This window comes from Edwardsiella ictaluri ATCC 33202, from assembly GCF_000264785.1.
In the GTDB taxonomy this organism is placed as follows: domain Bacteria; phylum Pseudomonadota; class Gammaproteobacteria; order Enterobacterales; family Enterobacteriaceae; genus Edwardsiella; species Edwardsiella ictaluri.
Window position 1 is genome coordinate 1 of the sequence record NZ_AFJI01000013.1, and the last position, 13,790, is coordinate 13,790.

A 13,790-nucleotide genomic window follows, 5' to 3' on the forward strand; every position below is an offset into this window, starting at 1 on the left:
CTGACAGTCGGCTTTGTGCCAGAAGCGGACATTGCTATCATCAGCTTTTGTTTATTTATGGGGAGATGGTCAAGTAAGTGCAGCTATTCAGTCTTGTACTAGGCTTTACTGATTAGAGGTATTTAACAGCTAATCAGTTATTCACTAAATACGGAAATGTTGTTTAATTTTTCTTTTTTGTTCTTTGTATTCTATATGCCCTTTCTTCAACAGTAGTTAATGGCTTGTATGTTGAAGTCTTTACCCCAACGTGTCGGGCAGTTGGCTCCCTAGCGGTGAAGCGTCTTTGGAAGTCAAGAGATACACCATTATTTTCAGCGAGCATGCGAACATACCCTCTAATCATGTTTTCTTTGAATTTAAACCAACCCTTCCGTCCCTCGAAAGCATTTACTATCACTTCTCCAAATTCGGGGGATTTTAGTTTATTAAATTGCCTGTCAAATTGGCTTTCAGAAAGTGCATTTAATTGCTTTTGGTTGCATATTTCACTATATGAATGCTTTATTGTCTTTTTCTCGCGCTGTAAGTCCTCAGCATCAGCCATAGCCCATAGCAAATGGTGAAAGTATTCTTGCCTCCCTAGTGTAGCAAGAACATAGTCATGCTTTAATGTCTCAGATATTGAATCAACAGCATCATTTAAACCTTCCCAAAAAATGTCGTGATCAATTATTTCAATATTTTCACTTTTTGCATGAGCACAGGTTAGAATTTTTTCACATAATAAATGTACGTAATGGGGGAACCCATCACTCAATCCCGCTATTTTATGTCTTATGTTATCATCTACTTTCAATTCAAAAGCACCGAAAGCATTATCTATTATTTTAAATCTTCCATTCCAAGGTAATGCTTCTAAATGAGTTTGATGAATTTGTCTTTCACTGGAAAGGTGCCCGCCAATCAGGGAGTGTAATGAATCACTAATTCCAGTAAATATTAATTTCACATTGATGTTCTGATCACCTAATGCTTTTACTAGTCGTCCGAAATTTTGCTTTTCATGTTGTGATTCTATCTGGTCAAACTCATCAATCACAATGAAAGGTTTTTGAGAGTGTATTTTTGTCAGGTCTTCCAAGGCTAGGACTGCTGAAGATATTGAATTGATATTTAATTGGGATCTTTCATCTGTTTTTTTTACGGTTGTATCTAGTTTGAATCCAAGTAGATTTATTCCGGCGGATATGGATCTCTCATTTTTATAGTTTTTGCATGGCTTTGTTTTTACTACAATATCATTAATTATTGATGCTAAAGTTGAAGATGGTTCGCAACCTACAAAAATAGGTTCGTTTTCTTCTTGTAGCTTATACGCAATTGTATGTGCTAAAGATGTTTTGCCAACGCCGCGATCCCCATAAATAAATACGCTTCGACCATCAGAATATAAAACCGACTCGATTGCGCCAAGTTGTTTTTCTCTACCGAAGAGAAGTTCAAAAGTAGATACGGGTGCCGCCGGACGTACGACTTGATTTAACAAGGTATAAAAGTCATGATTACTCATAGCATTTATCGACATTTTGAAATTCTCCTCGATTACGTAACTTTTATCTATTCTATCCCTAATTGGTTGATTTAACATCATTTAGATTATTGACGATGTTGCAAATTGCTTGTTCTTTTCTTCGCAACTCACAATATTTCCTCCAGATTTTTGCTATCCAGCACCACTACGGCAAAGCTCAGCGTGCGCAGCCGTCCGTGCTCGCGCTGCTGGTCTATGCGTGGGGTGGTTCGCCAGGGGCTTTGCATTCGACAAAAACGAGACGGCCGCCGGGTGGTCGATTGTTTTAGTGAGTTAAGTCTTTTGCGAGGCTTTGCTAAAGCGTCACTTTTTTCATAATAGGGCCTAAACTTCCGCTTTTCGCTCTTAGCTGACATTGAGTTGTCCCTAGTGACAGTTAATTGCACTCGACATTGTCCGCTGCTGGCCAGGGATGCCATGGCACCGTGATGCTTGGGGATGCCTGGGAACTGAGTTATGCGAATCTCTTCGCGCAACGCCGAGTGCATTGTTTTGATTGTTAAAGAGCGGAGCGTCCGGTAGGGCGCTTATAGGTACTCACAAATGCCTATGCGGAAACAGCCTGATCACCCCCATGTTTTCACATGTGTTTAACCCCTCGCACTCGTCACATCTGCTGATATCAGGCTGTGAGTCGAAGTGGCCATCAAGTTGCAGTGTTCCGTCTCAGCGATATAAATATACCCATGGGTAATTGTAATTAGCAATACCAAAAGGTAATTTTTTGATGGGATTTCACACTCATTTGATATTCAATGGTTTTTATTTTTTGCGGGAGGGTGTTGGCGGTAGGGCGATGGGATTTTGGTCACAAAAAACCGGCACGAGGCCGGTTCAGAGGTGAGAAAATCAAGTTGACTAAGGTAGTCGGACTAAATTGCTTGTCTGGCAAAAGTGATTATTGATGATTCATCGCTATGCTCAATGTGATTAATTCCTTTCTCATCAAATGTTTTACGGATCTCACGCATCGCCTTTACCTCCAGAGCTGTTGGCTGGGGTGGGGGATCAATGGTGAACAGCACATTCGATAACGATAGGATTCTCTCACTAGCAGCCCTCAAAATCTTGGCTGTCCATGAGTCGCAATGTTCCATCATCCTTTCTGGTTTGTCTTGAGTAAATGCCAATGGTTTGATGGCGCATAAAATCTTATCATTCTGCCGAGCAACAAGCGGGATAGAAAACCTCGTCAGCTCACCACCAAGCATTTCTTTTTTAAATACATTTTTAAGATCGTTATAATGTAAGAATCGGTGTTTTAGCTCTCTTGTTAGAATGGTTTCACGTGATTCTTTTGTGACTTCAGAACGATTAACAAATTTGTTATAAAGTTCCAATATCACTTCCTGCGGATGCTCCGCCATAACCACTCTGGCTGGGCTAAAGTGAATAATTGATTCTTTTCTTTCAATTAAGTAATTGAAAAAATTAGCTAATTTTTCTGGTTTTTGAAATCTACAACTCTGTTCCTGGGCAAATTTCAACTCTATGTCAATCGCCTCTTTGGCTCGCGGGAAGATGATCTCGTCTTGAAAAAAGTTTTTTACTCTCGCGTTGTTGCCTTTGGTGAGGAGATAGTGAAATTGCCCCAATTTTGGAGCACAAAGAACCACACCGATGTTTGCAAACTCTTCGGTTTCTGCATACGGCGCATATCTAATTATGCTGTATAGGCATGGCGTGGTCATACGATGCTACTCCAAAATTCTTTACTTCCAACTCTGTTTAGGCGGGTCGTGATGTCGCTTAACATACGTTTGCGCTCATCATCTGATGAAAACCACTCGTCAGGAAGTTGAGCAAAAGCCAACTCCAATGTACCGATAGCCTTAGTTGCAAGCTCTACAAGCTCTGGCTCGTCAAGTATGTCATACACCCAGTTCCCGCCTCTAGGTGAGTATACATGTACATCATATCCATCGTCAGTTATATCGTGTGCGAATGCTAGGTTATGATCAATCAGGTAATACCTATCATTAACCGCATCAAAAATAATATTTACATTCCCTCCGAAGTCGGTAAGCGTCCTATCTGAGTTGTTGATCCATCGGTCAAAGAAGAAAATCTTCTTTTTTTCTTGAATCGTTAAGGAGTTACGTGCCTGCTGGATGTTAATTATTGAAGCGTTTTCAACAAATCGAGTGGCAAAGGCGGGGCCAGGAAAGAGTTCGTGGCTTAGGTCTGGCATAAATTCAATGAGTTCCTCGCCAACGTCGACGATGCAAAAATCGGGACAAGATAGTCCTATCTGCTGCGCAAGGTGAGCGGAGATGAATTCTGCGACAAGTTCGTACTGCCGTAACTTTGGTCTTCCTTTCACTACGTATGCAAGACCATCTTGGCAAGTACAAAGAAAGGGGTTGGTTATTCCACCATTCATTCGTCTTGTATAGGCCGTTACAGGAAGATAATTATTTTGCAAAATCTACTTTCCATGACTGTAATATCTAAAAATGGTGGCAGATTGATGCATGAGCCATGTCCATACATACATGGCGTTACACCAGTCTGATACCATTACGAGCTAGGCGTAACCCATAACTTCTAGCGACTCAGCCAAACATCTCTTCCGGCCACTGCGACATGATCACTTTCCCCACGAACGTGCAGCCATCACTACACGTTAGGAGGGGAAACTGTGGGTTGAGCGGCTGTAAGTAATTGATCCCGCTATCGCGGATCAGTTTCTTAAAAGTGAATTCGTTGCCGTTCACGCGTGCAATGCAGAAGTCGTTCACTTCAACATCCTGATCAGGGTCGACCAAGATCAGCATCCCTTCGGGAAAGCTGGGGCGGTTTCCCGCCGGCGCCGTCATCGATGCGCCGTCAACCTCAAGCCAGAACGAACGAGAACCAGCCTTTTTGGACGTCTCTATCCAGGCCTTGGCATCTTTCTCCGCGTATGACTCAGGGGTAGAGGTGAATGCCCCTGCCTGAACAGTAGTGAATAGAGGGTATTTATTTATTGATGAGATGGATTTTTCATCATGATAACCATCATTAATTCTATCCATCCAGCCGCGGGGAAGGCCAAAAGCAGACTCGATCACCTCGACCATATCATCAGCTATTCGCTTCTTCTGCTTTTTCCCTTCAGGATAAAGCATTCTTGAAATGTATGACGGCTCCCTGCTGATTTTTCTTGCTAAATCAACAGCTTTCCCTCCACACATTTCGTCCCTCAGCTTGATCAGCTGAAGCCTTCTTATCTCGTATTTATCCATTTTTAAAGTTTACCTCCAAATACCAAGAGGTAAATAACCTGCGGGTATTGACTGGTTATTTACCTATGGGTAAGCTGATTTCATCGTAACGGGAGATAGACATGAATGAGCTTCGTATTTATTTGAACGGACTATCTCAGATTGACCAAGCCAGCTTTGTTAGCCGCTGTGGAACCTCAATCGGGTATCTCCGGAAGGCAATCAGCACTAATCAGACGTTGGGGGCTGAACTGTCAGTACTAATCGAAAAAGAAAGCGGGGGAGTAGTAACCCGCCAGCACCTTCATCCTGAGAAGTGGGCCAGCATCTGGCCTGAATTGCTCGCAGTCTAGCGTCTGATCTCTATCCAAGTAACCACAGGCGTAGGAGGTAAACCGTGGGTAACGAACCGTTGTGGAAGGTAGAACGCCAGCCTGCCTGGTTGGTAGCAGCAATCAAAAAGACGATCGCCGGGTTGCCTGACGGGTATAACGAGGCAGCTGAGTGGTTGGGGGTAACAGATAACGCATTGTTTAACCGCCTGCGTACCAATGGAGATCAGATATTTCCTCTTGGATGGGCATTGGTGCTGCAACGCGCTAGTGGAAACCATCACATCGCTGATGCAGTGGCAAAGGCTTCAGGTGGCGTATTCGTACCGATGGCGGAGCTAGAAGAGGTCGATAACGCGGACATTAATCAGAGGCTCATTGAAGCTTTTGAGCAGATAGCTTGTTACTCGCGAAAGATTAAAAAATCCATTGAGGATGGGGTCATCGATCCATTGGAGCGAGAGGCGATTACTGATGAGTTGTATCTGACGATAACGAAGCTACAGGAGCATTCGACACTCGTATTCCGAATCTTTTGTGCCCAAGAAAGGGTGGCGCACCGGGAATGCCGTCCCAGTGCGCCTGCGCATAACTCGTGTGGAGATTAAGACGCATGGACATTCTAAGCCCAAACCGCCCCCGGGCGCAATTTCGGTGCCGGATCGCCGGTGGCCGTCTGAGCTATGAGCAAATCGTAGCGGGGCAGGGGACACCTGGCAACAACCAAGTGCGCCGGGGATTAGTAGTCAGCCGCGAGGCGGTGGGTATCGCCTGGGGGGCGTTTTACGGGAGGGGGGGATCATGGCTAAGTATCCGCGAGTCGGCCATCTGTACCAAGACGTGTATGGGCATACCGTGCGTGTGGTTGCGACGTGCGCAGAGAGGCAACAGGTTACCTATCTGCGAACTGAACCGGGCTGTGGCTGGCGGATTAACGCGGCCTTGGTTGTGTTCAACGCCTATTTCAGGAGGTGCGCATGAGGATTGAGCAACGGTTAATCGCCCAATCCAGCCCAACCGGTGCTGCATCAGTCAGGAGCAACTCATTACCATGCGCCATGGTGGGTCAGGCCGCTTCATGCTCAAGCGTAAAATCGAAATGCACGGCGCTGAACGGGAAAACGATTTTTCCATCAGTATCGTGGTCGATGACACCCGCTTTTAGCAGCATGTCCACGTCGCGGTGCACCGCCCTGAAATCGCGCCCCAACCGCCTGGCCAGCTCACGGATTGACATTGATCCGGCGTTGGTCATCTCGTTGACAATGTTCAGGCGTCCTGGGGCCAGCATCACTTTTGCCAGTGATTCAACGTCGGGGAATGAGATGGAGAACGGTGTTTCTACCGGCTCGCCAGACATTGCCGCGGCAAATGATCTCTTGGTGTCTTCCTGTGACTGTTTTGCTGTCATAACTCTGACAACCAATGTATTCATGATGTTAACTCCTCAGAGCCTGTATATCGGCGTAAAACTGTTCAATCAGGTCGGTCAAATCAGAGAACGTGACGGGGAGCTCGCTGCCGCCGATATGTTTGTGATCGCCTTTGCCGGCCTCGTTGTCGTAGCGCATTACGCAGACGCCGTTAACGACATAAGCCAGTCGGTATTTGTAGCCGTGATAGCTCCCCAGAACAGAGGGGGCTACAGCCCAGACCACGATGTCGGCAAATTCATTTTCGCCTTTCAGCACTTCGCGCTTTTTGTAGATCAGTTGAGCTGGCACGGTGTTACCTCCTGTACTGATGTCAACCATAACATCACCCTTTTGGTGATGTCAACGATGTCATCAGTTGATTGTCTGAGCTCAGGGGGGTATGCTAGAAAGGCAACGGCAAAATCCGTTGCCGGGATTTGCACCCCGGAATTGATCACAGCGCACGACCGCGCTTTAGCGGTTTTTTTGTGTGCGATGCACGGCTACATCCAGTTTATGGTGGGGCGTGCAGGGCAGTCTTCGGACTGGCCGGTTTCTGTGGTCACCGGTAGTGCAAACCCTGCACGTCTCACCACCCATGAGATTTGCACCTCTAGTGGTGAGTTGAAAAAACTGACCACAGAGGCTGCCATCATGGCTACGATCCCCGTCCCCGATCACCCTGAAATCACCGTTATCAACGGCCAGGTTGTTACTTCTTCTGTCGCTATTGCTGACTATTTCCTTAAGCGTCACGATGACGTTCTAAAGAAGATCCGCACTCTCGAATGTTCCCCCGGTTTTCATGCCCGCAATTTTGCGGTTTGCCGTAAAAACAGTGCGTTACAGAACGGCAAACCTCAACCCTACTACCAAATCACCCGCGATGGTTTCGCGTTCCTGGCGATGGGCTTTACCGGCAAGCGGGCGGCCCGGTTCAAAGAAGCCTACATCACCGCCTTTAGCCAGATGGAAAGGGCCCTAAACGGCGCACCAGCGCTACCGGGCCCCGCACACAATGCGCACGCTGTATATCTCTACATGACAGAGATCCACCGGGTGTGGATGGCTCACCTGCGCCCCATGCTGGTGGCTTCCCAGTCTCCCTTGGCTCATAGCCTGCATGACTACATCAACGATGGTCTTTTCGCCTCAGCGCTTGTCGATCGTTCGCTGAACAGCAACAAGGAGGTATGCCATGAGTAGCAAATTGCATGGTCTGGTATGGGAAGGGTGTGCCCATGCTGGTCTGATCCTTTCCCGCGTGGCTGTGATGGCACGGCTGGCGGATTACAGCAACGATGAGGGGCTGTCGTGGCCGGCGGTGGAGACTATCCAGCGTCAGATAGGTGCCAGGAGCAAGACCACCGTTTCGGCGGCGATAGATGAGCTGGCGCGTGATGGCTGGCTGACTAAGACTGCCCGTAAGTCTGGTGGGCGTGATCTGAGCAATGTTTACCAGATCAATGTCGATAAGCTGGAGGAGGCGGCAGCGGCGGCCCGCATGGCCAACAAGTCCAAAAAGCGGGGTGGGCGCGTTACCCCCCCAATGATTGACCCCTCAAATATTGACCCCCCAACGGTTGAGGGGTTAACGGTTGACCCCCCAAATATTGACCCCCCAATCGTTGAGGGGTCAACCATTGGTAAAAACACCCCCGTTAAGGGGTCAATGGTTGACCCCGATCCGTCAGTTAAAACAGATCCGTCAGTAAAAAGATCTTCTTGTCCGGACGCTGCGCAACCGGACGAGTCTGACCGCGATCATGAATTTTTGGCCCGTCATCCGGATGCGGTGGTGTTCAGTGCCAAAAAGCGCCTGTGGGGCGGGCAGGAGGATCTGACCTGCGCCGAATGGATATGGGGGCGCATCCTTCGACTGCACGAACAAGCCGCTGAATACGATGGGGAGATGGTCAGGCCCAAGGCACCCAACTGGATAGCCTGGGCTAACGAGGTGCGCCTGATGTGCGAGCTGGATGGGCGCACTCACCGGCAGATTTGCGAGCTGTTTGGCCGGGTAAACCGTGATCCGTTCTGGTGCCGCAATGTCCTGAGCCCGGCGAAGTTGCGTGAGAAATGGGATGAGCTGGTGATCCGTCTGGGGGCACCGGAAGCGGGTGTTCAGGATCGCTCACTGAAAACCCTGCTGGGGGCGGAGTGGAACACGGCGCAGGGATGGGAGGACGTGCTATGAAAAATCTGGTTTCTGCCGTACAGCGCCGGGATGCAGCCGCACTGTCCCGCATGGCTGGTCAGCCCCTGCAGGCGCGGGTGGTGAACGGCAACGCTGAAAAGCTGGTGGATGTGCTGTTTGAAAATCTGCTGCTGCTGTTCCCGGCGGCGCGCAATACGGTGTTTGGCGCGCCGGATGAGGTGGCGGCGATGAAGCGCCAGTGGATTACAGCATTCGCCGAAGGGGGGATTACGACGCTGGAGCAGGTCAAGGCCGGTGTCAGCATGGCCCGCCAACACGGTGGAGATTTCTGGCCCTCCTGCGGGCGCTTCATGGCGTGGTGCCGTGAGGGTGCGCGGGGTGCGGGTGGATTGCCCTCTGACGATGAGGTGCTGGCTGAGTTCCACCGCTATGCCCGCGATAAACACCGAGTTGCCACGCCGGAGGCGTTCGACTGGGCACACCCGGTGATGTACTGGGTGGTGCTGGATGTACGCCAGCTGATGTACCGGTACAACTACACCGAGGCCGAGGTGCTGCGGGCGATCAAGGCGCAGATGAAGCAGTGGGCCAAGGAGATGGCGGCCGGAAAAGTGATCCCACAGCCGGTGGCCCGAATTGCCGATTGCCGCAGGCCCAAGACGGCGGCGGAGCTGGCAGGGAACGCGGAGCATTACCAATCGGTCGGGGTCGCTGCGTTGGCAGCTATCCGCCAGAAACTGCGGGGGAGTTCAGGGGAGGGGGCGGTATGAGCAGAGAGAATTCGGCTATGGCCGATGCACATTGCCGGCGGGCAGAAGCGTTGGTCTCCCGCGGGCTGTATCGCCGGGCGCTTACTGAGCTGACCAGGGCGGCGGAATTTGCCGATGCGGCGCAGATAAGCAGGGTTGTGGTGCGCCGTAACGAACTATCGCGCCATGTGCGTTGTGCTCAGCGTGTCAGCGGTGATCCGCGTATGGACTATGAGAGCTGCGTGGGGGAGTCCTGTGAGCCTTAAATCAAGCAGGGGGGCGGCCGTTATCCCACAGCCGGTGATCACGCTGGCGGCAGATGAGGCACCGGCGGCGGGGTTTATGCTGCGGCCCAAGCTTCTGCGCTGGGAGAGTGGTAAATACACGCGCTGGGTGAAGACACAGCCGTGCTGCGGGTGCGGAAACCCTGCCGATGACCCACATCACATCATCAATTCGGGATTGGGATTGGGTGGCATAGGAACTAAAACGCATGATTTGTTCGTGATACCGCTGTGCCGGCGGTGCCATGACGAACTACATCGTGATGTGGGTGGCTGGGAGCAGAGGAACGGCAGCCAGTTGGTGTTGTTGGTGCAATTCCTGAATCGGGCGTTGGGGATAGGTGCCATAGTGAAGGCGTAATGTGTGGAGGGTGTGGATGCGTGATATGTCGAAAGTATTGGAGCGTTGGGGTGGGTGGGCTGCTTCTGATCACGCCGGGGTAGACTATTCTCACATTGCTGCCGGATTCAAAGGGCTGTTACCTCAATCGGGGAAAATGAGGCTGTCATGTACGGATGATGATGGCCTTATCATTGAGGGATGTCTGGCCCAGTTAAAGAAACGAAAGCCATATGAGCATTCTTTGCTGGTGGCACATTACCTTTATGGCATTTCAAAACGGAAGATTGCCAAGGTGCGTAAAAAAGATGAAAAGCTGATTCGCATCGAAATACAGATGGCTGAGGGGTTTATTGATGGGTGTTTGTCTATGCTGGATGTTTGCTTAGAAATGGATGGGATAGTATAAAATATTTAAAACTCCCCCCCGTTGGGCTGGGGGGCTGGCTTGTGGTTATCAGTTATACGGCATACGTTTCTGCCTGAGTATCATAGCGAGTCCATACAGCGCGCTTTTCAGCGAGAGAGCATTCTATTGATAATTGGAAGGTGCCTCGATAGGTATAGTATGTTGAGTTTCCTACTTTACTTCTTAAAAACACATGATGCTTTTTATTGTCTGAAATTTGTTTTTTCAGATAGGCTTTAGCTTCCGCTGCATCACCTTTTTTACGTTCGTATATTTTTGTGCCGCATTTGCTGATTTCATTTGACCACTCTTGGTTATCCGTATCGGGAAACCATACCCAGAAATCATGTCGTCCGGTAAATGTTCCCCCACATTGCAGCGATTTTATTTCACGGCCGAAGCAGTTGACTGCATCAGCTTTCAGGCTGAAGCGAAGGTGGTCAGATACTTTTATATGGCCTGCAGAAATGGCGCGTTTAGTGATGGCCTTAATCATTGATAGAATCTTCTTTTCCCAATATGTAGAACGTACCGGATAAGCACAAAAAAATCACTAACGCGGTCCGCATTTTGTTGTGTAGTGTGTTAAGAGTGGTTGCTACGTCACACCGCTTAATCATCGAAATCTGCTTCCTTGAGGGGACTGGTGGATGTTGGAGTGCTCAGGCAGTTATGTGCTTGTTGTCGAGTTCTGGGCTCATTTTGATTACATATGCAGTATGAATATAGTTCGCATCATAATATTATGGTATTGAATCTATTTCAAATCGAACGATATTAGTGATATGCCTAACCATCCCCTGACGGAGATGTATGATAAAAAACAATGATGAAAGTTATAATTTATATATTTATATTTTGTCAATGGTTCGTTCTCTTCCAGAAGATAAGCGGCATGCAATAAATACGATAGAGAAACAACTGGTTGATATTGTAGATAAAAATCATGATGTTGGTCTGTTGGCTATTTCGCTGTTTTTATTTGAACGTGGACAGGATTTTTTCAGGGAAGATACATATCAAAATTAGTCAGTTACCCTTAATCGTGAACCCTGGCAAACGCCGGGTTTTTTTATATCTGAACCCCATAGAGGGGATAACGAGATGGCGACTATGCACCATAACCCGGAAACCTGGCTGGACTGGAAAGAGCTGTTACAGAGCTGGTGGCAGGGCGACACACCGGTAGGCGGTGTTCTGCTGGCGGCTATGACGGCGGCTGTCCGGGTGACGTATCAGGGAGGTGGGTGGAAGCAAACGGCGTTAGAGGGGGTGCTGTGCGGCGCGCTGACGCTGACCGTGGTGGCGACGCTGGACTATTTCAGCCTGCCGAAGTCGCTGACCCCGGCCATCGGCGGTGCGATAGGTTTTATCGGCGTGCAGCAGATCCAGCGTTTTGCGATGTATATCCTGCAGCGCAAGCTGGGGATGCCGACAGACAAGGAGCGGTAATTATGGCACTCACCAAGGATCAAATCTTCGATGCCCTGCTGGGGCGTGAAGGAGGATACGTCGATCACCCCAACGACAAGGGCGGGCCAACCAACTGGGGGATCACCGAGAAGGTGGCCCGTGCTCACGGCTACACCGGCGATATGCGCAACCTGACGCGGGCGCAGGCGCTGGAAATCTATGAGAGCGACTATTGGTCAGGGCCCCGCTTTGACCTGGTGGCAGACTATTCCGAGCTGGTGGCCGCCGAGCTGCTGGATACCGGGGTGAATATGGGGCCATCGGTTCCCGGCAAGTGGCTGCAGCGCTGGCTGACTGCCTTTAACGATGGCGGACGTCTGTACCCGGATATCAGCGCCGACGGGGTGATTGGGCCACGTACGCTCTCTGCGCTGCGTGCCTATCTGGATGCCCGGGGTGCAGAGGGGGAGCAGGTGCTGCTGCGGGCGCTGAACTGCAGTCAGGGCGATCGTTATCTGGCGCTGGCCGAGCAGCGGGTGCAGAACGAGTCATTTCTGTATGGCTGGGTACGGGAGCGGGTGGCGCTGTCCTGATCGTCTTTGATGTGAAGCCAGAATTAACAGGTCGCTTAGGCGACTTTTTTATTACTGACGAAAGGAGATCTATATGTACGCACTAAAGAAAATCACGGTAACAAACGACGGTCGATGTGTTGAAGAGGTGCACGTTTTGGGAAGCATGTACCGGGTTGAGTTTCATCCGAAAGACCCGAAACAGGCTGCCAGTATTGAGTATTTTCGGCGCGGTAACACACCGAGCATTTCTATCGCAAAGAGTGATGAGGCGTATATCACCACGTTAACGGGTGATACGGTCAGATGTATTTGTCGAGGGGATGCGAGTGCTCGCCAGGCTCTCATGAGAGGGCTGGCGTAAGCCCGATCTGAGAATGATAGGCCCCGGTCTATGCCGGGGCTTTGTCGTATCTGCGTATCATAACGCATATCACCAAGAACCTTTCAGGATGAGCCTTGAGGAACCGGCTGGCTGTCGGAGCGTTCTTGGGGCCGTCTTCCTGTGCGAACAAGACTCATCACTAAAAGGTAAAGCCGGTATGAACGCATCTGCAGCATCATCGTTGAACGTTTGAGCTCCCCAAAACTGGGTAGCGCAAATGTTGACCAGCTCACCCCAAAACGAGGGGAAACTTCTGTGGGTGGGTACCTCGGTGCTGGCAATTAATTTGAGGCTGTATCAATAAGCCACTGACGCTTACCGCGTTGGTGGTTTTTTTATATCTGCGCCATGCCCGGCGCATGTAAATCGCAGAGCCTTACAGAAATGAGCCTTGGAGAACCGTCGTTATAGGTGGCGACCTCTCTGCGGGCGGCGTTTCTGGGCAACAAGGCTCATTTCTATAGGAGTACGCTCAATGAAATATCCAACCGTGTTGGTAAACGGTGTGTCCGTTCGCGTTGATGAAGCGGGGCGTTATAGCCTGAACGATCTCCACATGTCTGCGGTAGCTTGTGGACAAGCCAAAGAAAATCAGGGCCCGAGCCAGTTCCTTCGAACTAAGAAGGTAAAAGCATTTGTTGAAACCTTGACCAGAATGCAGAAATGCATTCTGGAACAAAATCAGCCAGTTATTGTAATTAATGGCGGGTTTAATCAAGGTGTATGGGCAGAGGAGATTGTTGCCATACGCTACGCGGCATGGCTGAGCGCTGAGTTTGAGATCCGTGTGTATCAAACCTTTCAGTCTTTTGTCAGGAAAGGGTTTGACGCCATGACTCGGTTGAATAAGCTCGATCTTGTCATTAAGACTGAAACAAAGGATATCAGCCAGTGCGCAAGTCGAATGGCTAGATGGGGAGTGGGTGGGCGTAAGCGATTATTGCACACGGCCAGAGAAAGGATCGTGGATGAAGTGCAGATGTGTTTGCCGGG

19 protein-coding genes and 2 pseudogenes are annotated in these 13,790 nt (G+C 49.6%); 13 read left to right on the forward strand and 8 right to left on the reverse strand.

The window, feature by feature from the left end; translation table 11 throughout:
- Positions 1–163: 163 nt before the first annotated feature.
- The 5 genes and pseudogenes from EIEH_RS01265 to EIEH_RS01280 form a co-directional block, all read right to left on the reverse strand.
- Positions 164–1,528 carry an AAA family ATPase gene (locus EIEH_RS01265; RefSeq protein WP_015871600.1) on the reverse strand — a complete coding sequence of 455 codons (1,365 nt, stop codon included), beginning with the start codon at positions 1,526–1,528 and terminating at the stop codon, positions 164–166.
- Between the two features lie 113 nt (positions 1,529–1,641).
- Positions 1,642–1,787, reverse strand: a pseudogene (locus EIEH_RS19545) (VRR-NUC domain-containing protein); the annotation flags it as partial.
- A 619-nt stretch (positions 1,788–2,406) separates the two neighbouring features.
- Positions 2,407–3,225 (reverse strand): DUF3037 domain-containing protein, encoded by an 819-nt coding sequence (locus tag EIEH_RS01270; protein WP_015871598.1) that lies wholly within the window; start codon positions 3,223–3,225, stop codon positions 2,407–2,409.
- The gene (locus EIEH_RS01275; RefSeq protein WP_035608415.1) at positions 3,222–3,959 is read right to left on the reverse strand and encodes a HipA family kinase; all 738 of its coding nucleotides are present in this window, start codon (positions 3,957–3,959) and stop codon (positions 3,222–3,224) included. The genes EIEH_RS01270 and EIEH_RS01275 overlap by 4 nt, the downstream gene beginning before the upstream one ends.
- Before the next feature lie 130 nt (positions 3,960–4,089).
- Positions 4,090–4,761 carry a LexA family protein gene (locus tag EIEH_RS01280; RefSeq protein WP_015871596.1) on the reverse strand — a complete coding sequence of 224 codons (672 nt, stop codon included), beginning with the start codon at positions 4,759–4,761 and terminating at the stop codon, positions 4,090–4,092.
- Positions 4,762–5,137: 376 nt separating this feature from the next.
- Between EIEH_RS01280 and EIEH_RS01290 the strand changes: the two genes are divergently transcribed.
- Positions 5,138–5,680, forward strand: coding sequence for a YmfL family putative regulatory protein (locus EIEH_RS01290; RefSeq protein ID WP_035608421.1), 543 nt, complete (start codon positions 5,138–5,140; stop codon positions 5,678–5,680).
- A gap of 193 nt (positions 5,681–5,873) precedes the next feature.
- On the forward strand, positions 5,874–6,053 hold the full coding sequence (locus EIEH_RS17090; protein WP_071525665.1) for a DUF4222 domain-containing protein: 180 nt from the start codon (positions 5,874–5,876) through the stop codon (positions 6,051–6,053).
- 85 nt (positions 6,054–6,138) lie between these two features.
- Here EIEH_RS17090 and EIEH_RS01295 read toward each other — a convergent pair whose 3' ends face one another.
- Both EIEH_RS01295 and EIEH_RS17095 read right to left on the reverse strand, forming a co-directional pair.
- Positions 6,139–6,507, reverse strand: coding sequence for an HVO_A0114 family putative DNA-binding protein (locus EIEH_RS01295; protein WP_035608425.1), 369 nt, complete (start codon positions 6,505–6,507; stop codon positions 6,139–6,141).
- A gap of 4 nt (positions 6,508–6,511) precedes the next feature.
- Positions 6,512–6,826, reverse strand: coding sequence for a toxin-antitoxin system TumE family protein (locus EIEH_RS17095; RefSeq protein WP_226092343.1), 315 nt, complete (start codon positions 6,824–6,826; stop codon positions 6,512–6,514).
- A gap of 27 nt (positions 6,827–6,853) precedes the next feature.
- Here EIEH_RS17095 and EIEH_RS01300 point away from each other — a divergent pair, with 27 nt between their 5' ends.
- The 6 genes and pseudogenes from EIEH_RS01300 to EIEH_RS01325 all read left to right on the forward strand — a co-directional run bounded on the left by EIEH_RS01300 (position 6,854) and on the right by EIEH_RS01325 (position 10,427).
- Positions 6,854–7,693: a Rha family phage regulatory protein gene (locus EIEH_RS01300; RefSeq protein WP_015871593.1), complete on the forward strand. Its 840-nt coding sequence runs from the start codon at positions 6,854–6,856 to the stop codon at positions 7,691–7,693.
- Entirely contained in the window at positions 7,686–8,684 is a 999-nt protein-coding gene (locus tag EIEH_RS01305) for a helix-turn-helix domain-containing protein (RefSeq protein ID WP_015871592.1), read from the forward strand. Before EIEH_RS01300 ends, EIEH_RS01305 begins: the two co-directional genes overlap by 8 nt.
- Positions 8,681–9,415: a replication protein P gene (locus tag EIEH_RS01310; RefSeq protein ID WP_015871591.1), complete on the forward strand. Its 735-nt coding sequence runs from the start codon at positions 8,681–8,683 to the stop codon at positions 9,413–9,415. The genes EIEH_RS01305 and EIEH_RS01310 overlap by 4 nt, the downstream gene beginning before the upstream one ends.
- A complete protein-coding gene (locus tag EIEH_RS01315) occupies positions 9,412–9,660 on the forward strand; it encodes a complex I 30 kDa subunit family protein (protein WP_035608428.1) in 249 nt (82 codons plus the stop codon). The genes EIEH_RS01310 and EIEH_RS01315 overlap by 4 nt, the downstream gene beginning before the upstream one ends.
- A 16-nt stretch (positions 9,661–9,676) precedes the next feature.
- A pseudogene (locus EIEH_RS01320) lies at positions 9,677–10,039 on the forward strand (DUF968 domain-containing protein); the annotation flags it as partial.
- A gap of 16 nt (positions 10,040–10,055) precedes the next feature.
- The gene (locus EIEH_RS01325; RefSeq protein WP_015871589.1) at positions 10,056–10,427 is read left to right on the forward strand and encodes an antiterminator Q family protein; all 372 of its coding nucleotides are present in this window, start codon (positions 10,056–10,058) and stop codon (positions 10,425–10,427) included.
- 52 nt (positions 10,428–10,479) lie between these two features.
- Here the strand turns inward: EIEH_RS01325 and EIEH_RS18730 are convergent, their stop codons facing one another.
- The gene (locus EIEH_RS18730; RefSeq protein ID WP_015871588.1) at positions 10,480–10,923 is read right to left on the reverse strand and encodes a hypothetical protein; all 444 of its coding nucleotides are present in this window, start codon (positions 10,921–10,923) and stop codon (positions 10,480–10,482) included.
- Positions 10,924–11,240: 317 nt separating this feature from the next.
- On the opposite strand from EIEH_RS18730, the gene EIEH_RS01330 reads away from it, so the two are divergent.
- The 5 genes from EIEH_RS01330 to EIEH_RS01350 form a co-directional block, all read left to right on the forward strand.
- The gene (locus EIEH_RS01330; RefSeq protein WP_015871587.1) at positions 11,241–11,456 is read left to right on the forward strand and encodes a hypothetical protein; all 216 of its coding nucleotides are present in this window, start codon (positions 11,241–11,243) and stop codon (positions 11,454–11,456) included.
- A gap of 75 nt (positions 11,457–11,531) precedes the next feature.
- On the forward strand, positions 11,532–11,879 hold the full coding sequence (locus EIEH_RS01335) for a phage holin, lambda family (protein WP_015871586.1): 348 nt from the start codon (positions 11,532–11,534) through the stop codon (positions 11,877–11,879).
- 2 nt (positions 11,880–11,881) lie between these two features.
- On the forward strand, positions 11,882–12,433 hold the full coding sequence (locus EIEH_RS01340) for a glycoside hydrolase family 108 protein (protein WP_015871585.1): 552 nt from the start codon (positions 11,882–11,884) through the stop codon (positions 12,431–12,433).
- Positions 12,434–12,506: 73 nt separating this feature from the next.
- Positions 12,507–12,776: a hypothetical protein gene (locus EIEH_RS01345; protein WP_035608431.1), complete on the forward strand. Its 270-nt coding sequence runs from the start codon at positions 12,507–12,509 to the stop codon at positions 12,774–12,776.
- 496 nt (positions 12,777–13,272) lie between these two features.
- A partial coding sequence (locus tag EIEH_RS01350) for a KilA-N domain-containing protein (protein WP_035608433.1) occupies positions 13,273–13,790 on the forward strand: 518 nt, incomplete at its 3' end.